This window comes from Paenibacillus sp. FSL H8-0332 (genome assembly GCF_037963835.1).
Lineage (GTDB): Bacteria > Bacillota > Bacilli > Paenibacillales > Paenibacillaceae > Paenibacillus_AQ > Paenibacillus_AQ rhizoplanae.
Window position 1 is genome coordinate 1,377,182 of record NZ_CP150145.1, and the last position, 14,067, is coordinate 1,391,248.

General features: G+C 53.3%; 14 protein-coding genes. 6 read left to right on the top strand and 8 right to left on the bottom strand.

Going from position 1 to position 14,067, the window contains the following annotated elements; translation table 11 throughout:
• Positions 1–66: 66 nt before the first annotated feature.
• The 8 genes from NST43_RS06030 to NST43_RS06065 all read right to left on the bottom strand — a co-directional run bounded on the left by NST43_RS06030 (position 67) and on the right by NST43_RS06065 (position 5,539).
• Positions 67–330, bottom strand: coding sequence for a hypothetical protein (locus NST43_RS06030; RefSeq protein ID WP_339223118.1), 264 nt, complete (start codon positions 328–330; stop codon positions 67–69).
• Between the two features lie 10 nt (positions 331–340).
• Positions 341–1,270: a phosphotransferase gene (locus NST43_RS06035; protein ID WP_339223119.1), complete on the bottom strand. Its 930-nt coding sequence runs from the start codon at positions 1,268–1,270 to the stop codon at positions 341–343.
• A 75-nt stretch (positions 1,271–1,345) separates the two neighbouring features.
• Entirely contained in the window at positions 1,346–1,798 is a 453-nt protein-coding gene (locus tag NST43_RS06040) for a GNAT family N-acetyltransferase (RefSeq protein WP_209993845.1), read from the bottom strand.
• 37 nt (positions 1,799–1,835) lie between these two features.
• On the bottom strand, positions 1,836–2,291 hold the full coding sequence (locus tag NST43_RS06045) for a DinB family protein (protein ID WP_339223121.1): 456 nt from the start codon (positions 2,289–2,291) through the stop codon (positions 1,836–1,838).
• A gap of 64 nt (positions 2,292–2,355) precedes the next feature.
• Positions 2,356–2,868 carry a GrpB family protein gene (locus NST43_RS06050; RefSeq protein WP_209993843.1) on the bottom strand — a complete coding sequence of 171 codons (513 nt, stop codon included), beginning with the start codon at positions 2,866–2,868 and terminating at the stop codon, positions 2,356–2,358.
• 67 nt (positions 2,869–2,935) lie between these two features.
• The gene (locus NST43_RS06055; RefSeq protein ID WP_339223122.1) at positions 2,936–3,361 is read right to left on the bottom strand and encodes a GNAT family N-acetyltransferase; all 426 of its coding nucleotides are present in this window, start codon (positions 3,359–3,361) and stop codon (positions 2,936–2,938) included.
• A gap of 145 nt (positions 3,362–3,506) precedes the next feature.
• Positions 3,507–4,517, bottom strand: coding sequence for an alpha/beta fold hydrolase (locus NST43_RS06060; RefSeq protein WP_339223123.1), 1,011 nt, complete (start codon positions 4,515–4,517; stop codon positions 3,507–3,509).
• 35 nt (positions 4,518–4,552) lie between these two features.
• Entirely contained in the window at positions 4,553–5,539 is a 987-nt protein-coding gene (locus tag NST43_RS06065) for an alpha/beta hydrolase (RefSeq protein ID WP_339223124.1), read from the bottom strand.
• A gap of 297 nt (positions 5,540–5,836) precedes the next feature.
• On the opposite strand from NST43_RS06065, the gene iolG reads away from it, so the two are divergent.
• The 6 genes from iolG to iolD all read left to right on the top strand — a co-directional run bounded on the left by iolG (position 5,837) and on the right by iolD (position 14,019).
• Positions 5,837–6,886, top strand: a complete 1,050-nt coding sequence (gene iolG / locus NST43_RS06070) for an inositol 2-dehydrogenase (RefSeq protein WP_339223125.1) — start codon at positions 5,837–5,839, stop codon at positions 6,884–6,886.
• Between the two features lie 39 nt (positions 6,887–6,925).
• A complete protein-coding gene (iolB, locus tag NST43_RS06075; protein ID WP_339223126.1) occupies positions 6,926–7,759 on the top strand; it encodes a 5-deoxy-glucuronate isomerase in 834 nt (277 codons plus the stop codon).
• Positions 7,760–8,036: 277 nt separating this feature from the next.
• Positions 8,037–9,047 carry a LacI family DNA-binding transcriptional regulator gene (locus NST43_RS06080; RefSeq protein ID WP_209993867.1) on the top strand — a complete coding sequence of 337 codons (1,011 nt, stop codon included), beginning with the start codon at positions 8,037–8,039 and terminating at the stop codon, positions 9,045–9,047.
• A gap of 481 nt (positions 9,048–9,528) precedes the next feature.
• Entirely contained in the window at positions 9,529–10,539 is a 1,011-nt protein-coding gene (iolC, locus tag NST43_RS06085) for a 5-dehydro-2-deoxygluconokinase (protein ID WP_339223128.1), read from the top strand.
• Between the two features lie 48 nt (positions 10,540–10,587).
• Positions 10,588–12,048, top strand: coding sequence for a CoA-acylating methylmalonate-semialdehyde dehydrogenase (locus NST43_RS06090; RefSeq protein WP_339223130.1), 1,461 nt, complete (start codon positions 10,588–10,590; stop codon positions 12,046–12,048).
• 24 nt (positions 12,049–12,072) lie between these two features.
• Complete coding sequence (gene iolD / locus NST43_RS06095; protein ID WP_339223132.1) at positions 12,073–14,019, top strand: 3D-(3,5/4)-trihydroxycyclohexane-1,2-dione acylhydrolase (decyclizing); 1,947 nt, start codon at positions 12,073–12,075, stop codon at positions 14,017–14,019.
• Positions 14,020–14,067 lie beyond the last annotated feature (48 nt).

Genomic DNA, 14,067 nt, shown 5'->3' on the forward strand with positions numbered 1-14,067 from the left:
ACAAGGCGCATGGACCGAATGTAGTCGAAAAACCGATCACACTAAGTATCCAAGCCGTGGTCCTCATCAATGCACCAGCCGAATTCGTCGGTAATGGCCATCGCCAGAGCGGTTATGGTATGTTCGAGCCTCCAGCGTATAGTAAGCGTAACTGCCATCCGAATTTGCGGAGATTCCCTTCAGTCCAACATGCGTGCCATGAAGCCCTTTGGAGAATTGAAGCGGTCCAGTCTGCTCAAATCCCAAGGTCTGCACGATAAACCGCTCCAGTACCTCCGTCCTTACGGTCTTGGCGTAGTCCACAGAATGGATGCTAATGTAGTCATACATTTCACTCACCTCACGTATGCATGAACTCAATCTTGCTTCTGTACAGATTCAGAATCCGCACCTGCTCCTCGCTAAGCTCCTCGAAGTTCCAATACATGTGCATCAGGTTGTACTCAAACAGCTCCTTCAGTCTCATAAACAGCGGCAATTGTCTAGACATCTCAGCGGAGAGGGGATGCTCTTCCTTATATCCGTCAGTGATTGCCTTAGTAATCGCGCGCTTATAGTCCATGAGGTTCTGTCCGCCCGCGAACGAGTACTCCAGTGCAGAATAGATGGGCACAGCTAAATCGTAGGCATAATAATGCCGCTCGCAATCCTGAAAATCAATCATCGTCAGCGCAGAATCACTGTCTACAAGGGTATTGTTCAGCCACAGGTCGCCGTGGATTAAGCCGTAGTTCGCCTCATCTTTGGGCAGCATTCGAATCTGCTTGAGCACATCCTTCGCAATGTCCCGGATGGCCGGCTCTTCGGCAGGAATATACTTGAGAAAATCATATTCATCGTTATCATACCAATGTGGAATCGGTTGGGCAGCTTCAGACTGCTGATACTCTTTGCTCACCTGATGCATTCTGCCTATCTGCTGTCCGAGGGTTCTAAATATGGTTTTGTCCCATTTGGCCCGGGGCAGGTGGATTCCGGCTGCCGCCCTGAACAAGACCACGAACTTCTCTGCTTCATCCAGCAGCAGGGTGCTGATAAGCGAATTCTGTTCAGTAGATACAACCTCCGGCACCCGTACGCCCCGGTTGAACAGATAAGTAGTCCAGTTCACTTCAGCTAATTGTTCTTCATAGGTCTTATAATTCGTAATTCGGGCGAAAAACGTTCCCTTCCCCGAGTGACAACGGTACATTTCGTTGGTGACCGCCTCCACACTGGAGAGTAGAACAGGATAAGTGTTATTGAGAAACTGCAATATTTGTGCTTCCATAAGATACGTTCCCTCCTGCGATAATTTCTGCAGCTATTGTTAGGTTTGTGAAGCTGTTCCGCAGCCCTGATTGACTTACAGATCCTGTGACAGGCGGATCATATCCACCACCTGCATCCCGTTCTCATAGATTTCTTCACTATAATGCCTAATGAAAAAGTCCTTGTCGATTCCTGTGATCCGGAAGCCGCATTTCTGATACAGTGCAAGCTGGCCGATACTAGAGTTGCCTGTGCCGATCTCCAGCGTTTTGAATCCGAGCCGCTTAGCCTCCTGAATCGCATGATTCACCAACTGCTTACCGATGCCCTGGCCCTGGAACTCCTCATCCACTGCGATATTCACCAGCTCTGCGGTCTCCGGCCGGGTTGGCAGCAGCACATAGACACCGACCACCTGTTGATCCGCCTCAGCAACGAAGCATTGCCCTCTTGCCACATAGTCCTCAACCAGCTTCGGGGAAGGGTCGGCCAATAAAAGCAATTCGGTAGGTGCTTGTTCACCCGTATGTAATGCTCTGATCTCCATTTCTTATATCCGCTCCTTGTTCCTAGCAGTTGCAAGGTTAAAGCCTTGCGAATGTGATGTAATCAACGGGAGCAGGCTCTGCCGATTCCATCCGAAGGGCCCGGTTGATCTGTCCCCGGTGATATTGCCCATGTAAAAGCACCTGCAGCAGGATGTCCCGGACGGATGTTCGGAACGGAACTCCGTTCTGGCTGGCATAATCAATCATCTTGTCCAGCCCGGATTCCTCCAGCTTTTCGATATAGTTGCGGTAATCCTTAGCGTTAGCTTCGAACATTCGCCGGATCTCCGGCAGGTCTTCCGCTTCCTCCCATAACCAATATTGCACGTTGCCCCTACCCTCCAAGCGCGACAGCCAGACTTGCTCCGCCACCGCCACATGCCGCACCAGCTTCAGAAGCTCTGTGTCCTTCGTGTCACTTGCTTCAAGTGCATCCAAAATCCTTCCGTCCGCCCAGTACAGATGGTCCATCATGCGCATGATTGTCTTCATTTGAGTTCCTCCTCTTTTTCGGTTGCTTATAAGTGATAATTGCCCCGTAAGATTCACTGTGAACTCACTTCTTTTCTGCGAACCAAGACAGTGCCTGTTGTTCCATAGTGCTCACAAATGCTTTTTTGGCTGGGCCGTACTGGCTGGTATCCTCGAAGCGATCCGCTAATTCTTGTTTGAACTGACTGTATCTTGCCGATTCTTCCGGATGGGCTCTTAAATAATCTCTGAACACGAGATGCCGTTCAATTTGAGGGTTGTCTGCCTGATAACAATGAAGGTGATGCGTCCTCGCCTCACCGCCCTTGCGGAATAGCCTTCTGCCGGGAATTCCCCATTCTCCACCTGCATCATATCCGAGCAGTGTCATCTTATCGTTGTACGAGTCGATTTTGCCTATGTCTTTTACAATACACATCATATCAATCACGGGTTTGGCTTTCAGGCCTGGTACTGAGGTGCTTCCAAAGTGCTCGAAACGTACGATTTCATCTGTGAAAATAGTAGTTAAAAATTCAGCCTCCTGCTGATAAAGTCTGATCCAGTCTGGATTATAGTCGCTAAGTCGGATCTTCATACAAAATGCCCTCCCGGGTCAATCGATGTTTGGGTATCATTTCATGCTAATCAATGGGCGTTAGCTTTTACTTGGAGATCACTTTCTTCAAATAATAATGAGTATGGCTGCCGGCGTTATGTATCGTTCCGAACACTTCGAACCCTTGCTTTAAGTAAAAGTCCAATGCCTGAAAGCTTAGGGTATCTAATTTAATGAAATCGCATTTTTTTACTTTAGCCATTTTTTCGGCTTCGAGCAGCAGCTTCTTTCCATATCCGAATTTCCTGTAGTCCTCGTCAACGAATAGATATTGTACCTCTAACCAGTTCCAGCATATTTCACCAGTTAGTCCGCCGTAAATATTTCCATCGCTATCCTTCAAAAGAAGGTTGACGGCTTGATATCTGCCCTTCAATTCGTTAGGGAAATGCTTGAGATTGAATTCAATCATTTTGTTTGTAACATAAGATGTATCGTTTGTGCCGGGCTCCTTCACTATTTGTAATTGCATTTGGAACACTCCTTCAAGCAAGCGTTATGATAGCCTAAGTGTATCATTGAGTACCAGTATTTAGCTGTAAAGAACATTTAAAATTAAGCAATACTGTTCCTGCAACTAATCTAAGAGGGTCCGTCATACGCAGGGTGTCTTCATGCTAAGTTCCTACAGGTTCACCCTCTGCGTTGATAGGAACGACGGTTTCTCCAGGCCGTAAAGCGAAATTCCGGCCCGCCTCACCCTTACAAAAGACCGCTTCCATGAATGCGGTTGCAGCTTCTGCGGTAACCGTATGAACGGGAACTGCGTGATGATCATTGTAATGGAGCGGAATGTCGGAAAAAGACATGTGCTGAGCCCCTTTTACCTGATAGAAATGGGCATTGTTCAGAGCGTTGAAGGCATAGCGCTGCCCATCAATATAATCGTATGCAATGGTCTCATTCATAGATGCTGCCATCTCCCGGTACGCTGAAGCTTCTTGCCGCAACAGCAGAACTGGAACAGAAGACTGTACGTCTTCCCGGCGTATAAGGTGAAAACTGGGATCGAGCAGGACAGCCGCCTTGATCCGGTGATCCTGCTTGGCGGCCTCCAGGGTGGCGGCACCTCCGAGTGAATGTCCCATGACAGCAATCTTATCCAGATCGAACAGCCCGGCAAGCCCGGTATCGGAGCGGGTAAGCATCTTAAGATGGTCCATAACTGCGTGTATAGATTGAACCCGGTTGTGGAGCAGACGGCGCCAACTGGTGTAGTCACTGCTTGCCAGCTCCGCCATTTCCGGTGCCTGCTTGAGATAGCTGCCGTCTGGAAATACGGTGAAGACAGACTCATGCGGAGCGCTAATCGTAATTACCACGTAGTTTTTGGAGACTAACTTGGAAATCACTCCGAGATACATATCGCGTTCTACACCGAATCCAGGGGAGAGGAGGACGACGGGAAACCCTTCTGTTTTTGGAGCTAATGCCCCGTTGGTTGTTACACTGGCAATATTCAGGTTGTCCAGAGCAACGCCCATCTCTGTCAAAAGCTTAGCTGCCTCAGCCTGGCAAGGTGCATACAAGTCGATACCCTTCACCGGTTCTCCCCCGATGGCTGGATGGAAAATACTAATAACGATTCTGGGACTTCCTTCCAGAACCCTTATGAATCTCCCAATCATTATAGCTCACCTTTCTTAATGGATATATATTCCTACTAAATAGACGCCTGCTTGTCTGTTTGGTTGCGGTAATGTTCTCTTAATAGGTTCAATACTGAATCTATAACCGCTTGCGGCTGATAGAGTTGAATGGAATGCCAGCTTTCCGTGGCGACGATCTGCCGGGTTTTTGCAGTTAACTGGAGGAGCTTCTTCTGTGATTGTTGCCAATCCTCATTCTGCCTTCCGGCAGATAATACGATGATTGGTAATTCCGAAACTAAAGGCTCTGACTCTATTAATTGGAGGGCACTTTCTATAGTGTAGAGAGATTCCAGATATGCCGCTTTATACGCATTATTTCGATATCCGAGTGTCTTCACTGTATGTTGAACTGGTGGAGGCAGCCGTTTGGCACCAATAGGTTGTTTTAATAGACGGGGCAACCCAATAGGGGATAAAAGATAACCCATTCTTAGTCGTCTCAGGTGCCGCAGCCGTTCTTCATATCTGATTTGATTAAAAGTGGATTCTATGAATCTTTGCTCATGTGTGGAGTCCACAAGAATAATCCCGGAGACCTCTTCAGGATACTTAGAAGCAAACAGCCGCATGATCATTCCGCCATAGGAGTGCCCTACAAGGATGTATGGGGGTTCTAATTCAAGCTGCGTTAATAATTCCCGCAAATCACGAACATAACCTTCGCAAGTCGGCTCACTGATAGGCGTAGTGCTCCAACCGAACCCGGCCCGGTCATAGGAGAGGACCTTGGTATGTTTGGCTAATGCAGGCTGAACCAGCGACCAATCCAGAGCACAACCACCCATTCCTGCTTCTAATAGAATCGTCGGAAGTTTACTTGTGCTGCTGCCGGTAACAATCGCATGGAGATGATGTGAGCCAACTGAAATCTTTTCACCTGGAGCTTTATATTTATACAGAAGGTATCTGGAAAGAGCCGCTTGAATCCATGTGAATGGAAGTCCGATCAGAGAAATAATTACTCGAAGAAGGCTTTCGGTAAAATTAATTTTGCTCATGAGACACCTCTTTTCCTGTTCTAACTTGCATAATATAGGATTCATTTAATTGTTAAAGAGAAATCTCACGGTATCCATTTCCTATTTTATTTCTACAGTCTCTTTCATGTTGTCCTGACCTGATTGAACACAAACAAAGACAGCCAACACATTCATCGGCTGCCTTTATCCAAATATGTATTTCGGTTCACGCCTATCTGATCTTTTTGAGAAAAATTTGCTTGAAGCTTTCCCGGGCATGAAGTATACTGTTCTCGGGAAGGTTAAGCGCTTACCCTCTGAGGAGGATAAGCGAACATGGTTAAACCGATTGTAGTTGGCATTATCGGAGCGGGAAGAATCGGCCGCCTCCACGCAGACAATCTGCGTGCGATGCCGTCGTTCAAACTGAAGTCCATAGCTGAAGCTATGATGAGTGACGAATTGCTGGCCTGGGCAGAGAGCAGGGGGCTTGGCTCTGTTTTTGCTGCGGGTGAAGATATACTGAATGATCCTGAGATTGAAGCGGTGTTCATCTGCACGCCGACTGATTCGCATGCGTCCTGGATTGAGCGGGCTGCGCGGGCGGGCAAACATATCTTCTGTGAAAAGCCGATCAGCCTCTCCTCGGAAGAGACCCAGCGGGCCTTGCAGGCGGCAGAGGACGCCGGTGTGCTGCTGCAAGTTGGCTTCAACCGCCGGATGGACCCCAGCTTCCGCAAGCTTAAGCGGCTGGTTCAATCCGGGGAGCTGGGGAATCCGCATATTGTGAAAATCACCTCGCGTGACCCGCAGCCTCCCGGTGAGGCTTATGTACGGTCCTCGGGCGGGATGTTCATGGATATGACGATTCATGATTTCGATATGGCCCGTTATCTGGTGGGCAGTGAAGTGGCCGAGGTCTACACCCGGGGGGCGAATCTGATTGATCCGATGTTCGGCCGTTGCGGGGATGTGGACACCGCCGTCATTACCTTGACGTTCGTGAACGGGGCGATCTGCGTAATCGACAACAGCCGGCAGGCTGTATACGGCTATGATCAGCGGGTGGAGGTGTTCGGAACGCTGGGTTCGGCGACGGCAGACAACTGCCGACCGACAACAGTGGAGGTATCCACCGCGACTTCGGTCACCCGCGATCAGCCGGAGCATTTCTTCCTGGAGCGCTATAACCAGGCATTTATGGAGGAGATTGCCGCGTTTGCCCGTTCAGTAAGGCTGGAGGAACCGGTGATCTGCAGTGGCCGTGACGGCGAAGCGGCACAGCTCATTGCCGAAGCAGCCAGAGAATCGTATCTGAGCGGACTTCCCGTCAAGTTGTCTGTAACTGCTGCGGAAGCGGGATTTTCTGAACTGCAGGCCTTGTAAGCGGATACAGATTCTGAAGACAGAGGAGGATGAACGAGGATGTCTGATCTACTGATTAAGGCCGGAACGCCGGATAAGGATGGCTGTATCGCTGCGGTCAGCCCCGAGAGTGCCGGATGGAAGTATGTCGGGTTCGAGGTGTACCAATTGCAGGCCGGAGCTACCCTGGAGCGTGATAGCGAAGAGAATGAAGTCTGTCTGGTACTGCTGGCGGGCAAAGCAGATATAGAGGTGGAAGGCGAGCGGTTCGCCGATATCGGCGGACGCATGTCCGTTTTTGAAGATATGGCTCCTTATGCTGTATATGTTCCGGCGGGAGCGCATTATGAGGTTAGCGCACTGTCAGAGCTGGAGCTTGCGGTCTGCCTTGCTCCGGGAAGCGGCAAATATCCGGCACGGCTGATTACCCCGTCAGATGCGGCGATCGAGGACCGTGGCTATGGCAGCATGACTCGCAAAGTTGTTAATATCCTGCCTGAGCAGAGTGTGGCCGAGAGCCTGCTGGTGGTCGAGGTTCGCACGGGTGGCGGCAATTGGTCCAGCTATCCGCCGCACAAGCATGACCAGGATAACCTGCCGGCGGAATCCTACCTGGAGGAGACGTATTATCACCGGGTCAATCCCGCCAAGGGCTTCGTGGTGCAGCGGGTCTACAACGATGACCGCAGCCTCGACGAGACTATTGCTGTCCCTGATAAAAGCATCGTGCTGGTGCCGGAGGGTTATCACCCTGTCTCCGCGCCGCCGGGATATGATTCGTATTATCTTAACGTGATGGCCGGACCGGTCCGCACGTGGGTGTTCCACAATGATCCCGATCATGAGTGGCTGTTCAAGCCTGCACAGAGCGGGCCTGTGACAGCGGCAGAGTGATTTGAGTCAAAGAGGGTAGAAGGTTATGTAGCTTGGCAGACAAGCGAATGGTTTATAATGGGGCTTCCGCGCAGCGGGAGCCTTTTTTACTCTAGAGGAAATTATGATTTTCTTCTGTTGTGGATAAATGGCGCGCAGGTAATCTCATTCACCCGTAAGGGTTATTTAAATAGCTGGTTTGTAGAAGACACACATACCCGATAGATAGACAGCGTGGGAGGACTTCCTTATAATCGAAGGATAAGAAGGCAAGAACGCAAAGGCGGGCTTAATAACGATGAAACCTACGATCTATGATGTGGCACGGGAAGCAGGCGTCTCTATCGCTACGGTGTCCAAGGTATTGAATAAGAGCGGCCGGATCAGCGACAAGACGCGGGAAAAGGTAGGGCGGGTCATGGAGGAGCTGAACTACCAGCCCAGTCTGGTAGCTTCTGCCCTGACCAGCCGCCGGACGGGGACCATCGGGCTGATGATCCCCGATATTGCCAATCCTTTTTTTGCGGAGACGGCTCGCGGCATCGAGGATTACGCCCAGGAGCAGGGCAGCGACTTAATCGTATGCAGTACGGATCGCAGCGATGAAAAGGCAGCCCGGTATATCTCGCTGCTGCTGCGCAAGCGGGTGGATGGCCTGATTATTGCCTCTCATACGGGGAATCCTGAGCTGATTCGCGGAATGGTGGCCGATCATGTGCCGCTTGTGCTGTTCTCAGCCGATATCCGTATGCTGGAGGGCAACAGTGTCACCGTCGATGACTACAAAGGCGGCTATCAGGCCACGGAATATCTGCTGTCCCTCGGTCACCGCAGGCTGGGAGTTATCTCTGACAATCTGCCGGGGAGCAGGCTGCGTGTGGAGGGGTTCCTGGATGCGCTGAAGGCGGCGGGGATTTCTTTTGACAATCCGGCGAATATGATCCACACCTCGGCTACGCTGGAGAACGGGCGCACGGCAGCGGCAGAGATGCTGAATCAGGCACAGGACATACGCCCGACCGCCATCTTTGGCTGCAATGATCTACTGGCGATCGGGGTGCTCAAGGAGGCGCGCAGTGCCGGCCTGTCTATTCCCCGCGACCTGTCCGTAGTCGGCTTCGACAATACGATGCTGGCCGAAATCTGCCATCCCTCGCTGACCAGTATCGCCCAGCCTCTGCGCGAGATGACCGAGCAGGCGATGCTTCTGCTGAATGAATCGATCAGTAACCCCACCAGCCCCAAGCGCAAAATCATGCTGATGCCCGAGCTGGTCATCCGCCATTCGACGGGTCCGGTTCCGCACTAACCACACCACTATCTATTAAAGACCTGTTCCGGCTGCGGCTGGGAGCGGGTCTTTTTTGCGTGCAGTGGGGGGAGAGCGAGATGTGTGGGGGGGAGTGTGCCGGAGGGATGCGAAAAACCGATTATTGATATCGCTTTCAAATTGAGGATTGCCAAAAGCGCGCTTCTAAACTATACTGAAGTAGAAAATTAGGTTAAGCGCTTACCCTCCCCTGAGATGAAATGAACCATTCTGTTCCAAAGGAAACGATTAAACGTTGAAATACTCGTTGAAATACTCAATCTACACGCCAACCGACTCTTAATGCAGCGTATCAAACTAACCTTAAGATTGTGCGATTTATAGCATCATTGCGCTTATTTACAACTTCACTGTACGAATTACAACTTCATTGTCCAATTCACAACGGTTTACAGCCATTCATATTACCGTAGTACCGAATGAATTACCTTTTCCCTAGCTTGATCAAGGAGGCATCACTATGAACGGTTTAAAGTTTGACTCTGACCGGCGGCTGGATGTAGTTGCTGTTGGCCGGTTGTGTATTGATTTGAACGCCAATGAGACCGGGCGGCCGATGGAAGAGACGATGACCTTCACCAAATATGTCGGCGGCTCTCCGGCCAATATTATCATCGGTGCAGCGCGGCTCGGCATGCGTACCGGCTTCATCGGCAAGCTGGCTGACGACCAGATGGGCAGGTTCATCCGCAGCTATCTGCGCAAGGATGGCATTGACGACAGCCAGGTGTGCGTGGACCGGACGGGTGCGGTGACGGGGCTGGCTTTTACCGAAATTAAGAGCCCGCAGGAGTGCAGCATTCTAATGTACCGCGACCATGTGGCCGATCTGCTGCTGAACACGGAGGAGATCTCGGAAGATTACATTGCCAGCTCCAAGGCGCTGCTCATCTCCGGTACGGCGCTGGCGCAGAGCCCCTCGCGTGAAGCGGTGTTTCTGGCGCTGGAATTCGCCCGCAAGCATAACGTGACTGTGTTCTTCGATCTCGATTACCGCCCTTATACCTGGACATCAGCCGCTGAAACGGCGGTCTACTATAACCTTGCTGCTGAGAAAAGCCACTGCATCATCGGCACGCGCGAAGAATTTGACATGATGGAGAATCTGTACAATCTGGCTGGCGCCGATGATCAGGCCACGGCAGCCCGCTGGTTCTCGCATCAGGCAGAGCTGGTGGTCATCAAGCACGGCGGCAGCGGCTCGATTAGCTATACAGCGGATGGGCAGAGCCACCGGAGCGGGATTTTCCCGGCAAAAGTGCTCAAGACGTTCGGCGCAGGCGATTCCTATGCGTCAGCCTTCATCCACAGTCTGATGAGCGGGCACAGTGTCAGTGAGGCGATGCGGCGCGGCAGTGCCTCGGCCTCGATTGTCATCTCCCGCCACAGCTGCTCCGATGCTATGCCAACCCTGGAGGAGCTGGAGGATTTCCTGCGAACGAACGAGGAGGTTCCGGCAGGCGCACAATAAGTAAGGGTAGTCAGCAGACTCTATATAGAACAGAAGGAGTGGACATAAATGACAGAGCAAACGGCACAAGTATTGAAAAACTATATCGGCGGGCAATGGGTAACAGCCGATACGGCACAGACGGAGCCGGTAGTGAACCCGGCCACAGGTGAGCTGCTGGGCAGAACGCCTCTATCCGGCAGAGCCGATGTGGACCGGGCGGTGGCGGCGGCTAAGGCCGCTTTTGCAGGCTGGTCCGCAACACCGGTTCCGCGCAGAGCACGGATTCTGTTCAAATATCAGCAGCTGCTGGTCGAGAATTGGGAGAAGCTTGCGAAGATCATCACCCTGGAGAACGGCAAAAGCTTCAAAGAAGCCTACGGCGAGGTCCAGCGCGGCATTGAATGCGTAGAATTCGCGGCAGGCGCTCCGACACTGATGATGGGCCGGCAGCTGCCGGATATTGCGACTGGTATCGAATCAGGGATGTACCGTTATCCGATTGGAGTGGTCGGCGGGATTACCCCGTTCAATTTCCCGATGATGGTGCCGTGCTGGATGTTCCCGCTGGCGATTGCCTGCGGCAACACCTTTGTGCTGAAGCCTTCGGAGCGTACACCGCTGCTGGCGGCCCGCCTTGCGGAGCTGCTGGAGGAAGCCGGATTGCCCAGCGGTGTGCTGAATGTGGTGAACGGCGCGCATGAGGTGGTGAACGGGCTGCTGGAGCACCCGGATGTGAAGGCGATTTCTTTTGTCGGATCGCAGCCGGTGGCGGAATATGTGTACAAAAAAGGAACAGATCACCTGAAGCGTGTCCAGGCGCTGGCCGGAGCGAAGAACCACTCCATCGTGCTGGCGGACGCGAACCTGGAAGCCTCAGCCTCCCAGATTGTGAATGCGGCCTTCGGCTCTGCCGGAGAACGCTGCATGGCCTGCTCGGTGGTAACGGTGCAGGAGGAAGTCGCCGATGAGCTGATCTCCATTCTGCTGCGGGAGTGCAACAGCATGACCATCGGGAATGGGCTAGAGGAGGATACGTTCCTGGGGCCGGTGATCCGTCAAGGCCATAAAGAGCGTACGGTTAGCTACATTGAACAGGGCATCGCCGAAGGCGCGAAGCTGCTCAGGGATGGCCGTGAGGATGCGGCGGTGAAGGGAGAAGGTTATTTCATCGGACCTACGCTGTTCGACGGGGTGACGGAGGAGATGAAGATCTGGCAGGAGGAGATTTTTGCGCCGGTGCTGTCGGTGATCCGGGTGAAGGATGTAGCCCAGGCGGTGGAGATTGCGAATCGCTCGCGGTTTGCGAACGGAGCTTGTATCTTCACCAATGATGGCGGTAAAGTCCGTTACTTCCGCGAACATATCGAGTCCGGCATGCTGGGCGTCAATGTTGGAGTGCCTGCACCGATGGCGTTCTTCCCGTTCTCGGGCTGGAAGGATTCGTTCTACGGCGATCTTCATGCGAACGGAAGCGACGGGGTAGAATTCTATACGCGCAAAAAAGTCGTCACTGCCCGCTGGCAGTAGACAAGGCGAAGGGAGGAACATGAAGTGGAACGTATCCGATTAACGACAGCGCAGGCGCTGGTTAAATTTCTGAATCAGCAGTATGTGGATTACGGCGGCGGGCCGGAACGCTTCGTGCACGGGGTATTCACCGTGTTCGGGCATGGCAATGTACTTGGATTAGGGCAGGCCTTGCAGGAAGCGCCGGGTGAACTGACGGTCTACCAGGGACGCAATGAGCAAGGGATGGTTCACGCGGCAACCGCATTTGCCAAGCAGAGCCGCAGACGGAAGATTATGGCCTGTACAGCTTCAGTAGGGCCGGGGGCTGCTAACATGCTGACGGCCGCTGCAACGGCAACGGCAAATCAGATTCCTGTGCTGCTGCTGCCGGGAGATACCTTCGCTACCCGCCAGCCTGACCCGGTGCTCCAGCAGATGGAGCATACGTATAATCTGTCGATCACGGTCAATGACGCCTTCAAGGCGGTCAGCAAATACTGGGACCGTGTCACCCGGCCGGAGCAGCTGATGTCGGCCATGCTGAACGCGATGCGGGTGCTGACGGATCCGGGAGATACCGGGGCGGTTACGATTGCGCTGCCGCAGGATGTGCAGGGCGAAGCCTGGGAGTATCCGGCTGATTTCTTCCGCAAGCGGATTCACCGGGTCATCGCCCGGCTGCCTCATCCGCAGGAGATTGCGGCTGCGGCTGAGCTGATCACCAGCAAGCAGCGGCCGCTGCTGGTCTGCGGCGGGGGTGTCCGGTATGGGGATGCCGGAGCGGCGCTGCGCGCTTTTGCCGAGAAATTCGCTATTCCGTTCGGAGAGACCCAGGCCGGCAAAAGCGCCGTAGCCAGCAGCTGCGAGTACAACCTCGGCGGCATCGGCGTCACCGGCAACGGCTGCGCGAATGCGCTGGCCCCGGAGGCAGATCTGGTGATCGGCGTCGGTACCCGGTTCACGGACTTCACCACCGCCTCGAAGAGTCTGTTCAGTCATCCTGAGGTGGAATTCCTGACGCTGAACGCTTCGCCCTATCATGCGGCCAAGCTGGACGCGCTGGCGGTAGTTTGCGATGCAGCCGAAGGCTTGAACGCCTTAGCCGCAGCGCTGGAGGAGCGGGGGTACCGCTCAGCGTATACGGATGAGATCGCCCAGGCGAAGAAATCGTGGGCTGCGGAGAGAGAACGCTTAGCTGGTGTGGAGTATCCGGCGAACACCGGCAACACAGGTGCGTTCACCCCGGAAGTAGCCGGACAGCTTGATGAGAAGCTCCCGGAATATGCAGAGGTGCTAGGCACTTCGCTGACCCAGACGCAGGTGCTGGGGATCATTAATGAAGCTATTCCGCAGGATGCGATTGTCATTGGAGCGGCGGGCAGTCTGCCGGGAGATATGCAGCGGATGTGGAACTCGGAGGTGCCGGATACCTATCATATGGAATATGGCTTCTCGTGTATGGGCTATGAGATTGCCGGGGCGCTGGGCATCAAGCTGGCAGAGCCGGGGCGTGAAGTCTACGCGCTGGTCGGGGACGGCAGCTACCAGATGCTGCATTCCGAGCTGGTAACCAGCTTGCAGGAGAACCGGAAGATCAACGTCCTTCTGCTGGATAATGCAGGCTTCGGCTGTATTAATAACCTGCAGATGGAGCAGGGAATGGACAGCATGGCCACAGAATTCCGCCACCGGGGTACGGACGGGCAGCTCAGCGGTGAGCTGATGCGGATCGACTATGCGGCGAGTGCAGCCGGTTATGGGGTAGAGACCTTCCGCGCGTCAACAGTTGAGGAGCTTCGCACGGCTCTGGCTGCGGCCTGCCAGTCGGAACGCTCCACGCTGATCGATATCAAAGTGCTGCCGAAGACGATGACCCACGGCTATGGGGCCTGGTGGAATGTCGGGGTAGCGGAAGTGTCCGGCAAGGAAGCGATGCAGGAGGCTTATGACCGGAAGCGCAGCGGACTAGAGACAGCCCGGAGCTACTGAGCGGGCGCTGGATGTGCGCTGAATGTGCGCGAAGCAGGGCAGACGGCG

Excerpts from the sequence above, each read along its gene's own strand:
- iolC (WP_339223128.1), top strand. The coding sequence starts at position 9,529 with ATGAACGGTTTAAAGTTTGACTCTGACCGGCGGCTGGATGTAGTTGCT.
- NST43_RS06030 (WP_339223118.1), bottom strand. The coding sequence starts at position 330 with ATGTATGACTACATTAGCATCCATTCTGTGGACTACGCCAAGACCGTA.
- NST43_RS06040 (WP_209993845.1), bottom strand. The coding sequence starts at position 1,798 with ATGGAGATCAGAGCATTACATACGGGTGAACAAGCACCTACCGAATTG.
- NST43_RS06035 (WP_339223119.1), bottom strand. The coding sequence starts at position 1,270 with ATGGAAGCACAAATATTGCAGTTTCTCAATAACACTTATCCTGTTCTA.
- NST43_RS06080 (WP_209993867.1), top strand. The coding sequence starts at position 8,037 with ATGAAACCTACGATCTATGATGTGGCACGGGAAGCAGGCGTCTCTATC.
- NST43_RS06090 (WP_339223130.1), top strand. The coding sequence starts at position 10,588 with ATGACAGAGCAAACGGCACAAGTATTGAAAAACTATATCGGCGGGCAA.
- NST43_RS06045 (WP_339223121.1), bottom strand. The coding sequence starts at position 2,291 with ATGAAGACAATCATGCGCATGATGGACCATCTGTACTGGGCGGACGGA.
- NST43_RS06060 (WP_339223123.1), bottom strand. The coding sequence starts at position 4,517 with ATGATTGGGAGATTCATAAGGGTTCTGGAAGGAAGTCCCAGAATCGTT.
- iolB (WP_339223126.1), top strand. The coding sequence starts at position 6,926 with ATGTCTGATCTACTGATTAAGGCCGGAACGCCGGATAAGGATGGCTGT.
- iolG (WP_339223125.1), top strand. The coding sequence starts at position 5,837 with ATGGTTAAACCGATTGTAGTTGGCATTATCGGAGCGGGAAGAATCGGC.
- NST43_RS06050 (WP_209993843.1), bottom strand. The coding sequence starts at position 2,868 with ATGAAGATCCGACTTAGCGACTATAATCCAGACTGGATCAGACTTTAT.
- NST43_RS06065 (WP_339223124.1), bottom strand. The coding sequence starts at position 5,539 with ATGAGCAAAATTAATTTTACCGAAAGCCTTCTTCGAGTAATTATTTCT.
- NST43_RS06055 (WP_339223122.1), bottom strand. The coding sequence starts at position 3,361 with ATGCAATTACAAATAGTGAAGGAGCCCGGCACAAACGATACATCTTAT.